Annotated in this window: 2 protein-coding genes; both read right to left on the reverse strand. The window is 57.0% G+C overall.

All coding sequences use genetic code 11. The features are described 5' to 3' along the window. On the reverse strand, positions 1-241 hold a 241-nt coding region (locus ACEWB7_RS18095), incomplete at its 3' end, for a hypothetical protein (protein WP_411581100.1). Further along, on the reverse strand, positions 238-419 hold a 182-nt coding region (locus ACEWB7_RS18100; RefSeq protein ID WP_411581101.1), incomplete at its 5' end, for a hypothetical protein. The genes ACEWB7_RS18100 and ACEWB7_RS18095, both read right to left, overlap by 4 nt.

A 419-nucleotide genomic window follows, 5' to 3' on the forward strand; every position in this document is an offset into this window, starting at 1 on the left:
GCTGAAACAGCACGCCCACCAGCCCCAGGCCTGCGCCCACCAGCAGCGAAATCGCCAGACGCGGCAACAAGCTGTAGTGAAAAATCATCTGCTCGATGACGTCAATATACGGCGACCAGGCGGCCTGCGCCCACTGACTGCGCGGCAGCGCCTGTGAGAAGTTCATCCAGGTTAGCGCCGTAGCGACAATCACTAACAGCGCCAGCAATAACGCCGGGAAAAGCGCAATTCGTTTACTCACGCTTTACCTCCGATGGCGTTATCCAGAACACGCACAAAGTGCATTGCCGAAAGCGTTGCACCATAAAACCAGACTGCGGGTACGCGCTGAAAGCGCCCTGTACGGACAAACGGCATGGCCTGCCACAGCGGGGTTGCCATTAGCGCATCCATGTCTTTGCTGTTGTCGTGATCAAAAC

The sequence above is a fragment of the Acinetobacter sp. NIOH-H-8 genome, from assembly GCF_046635365.1.
Lineage (GTDB): Bacteria > Pseudomonadota > Gammaproteobacteria > Pseudomonadales > Moraxellaceae > Acinetobacter.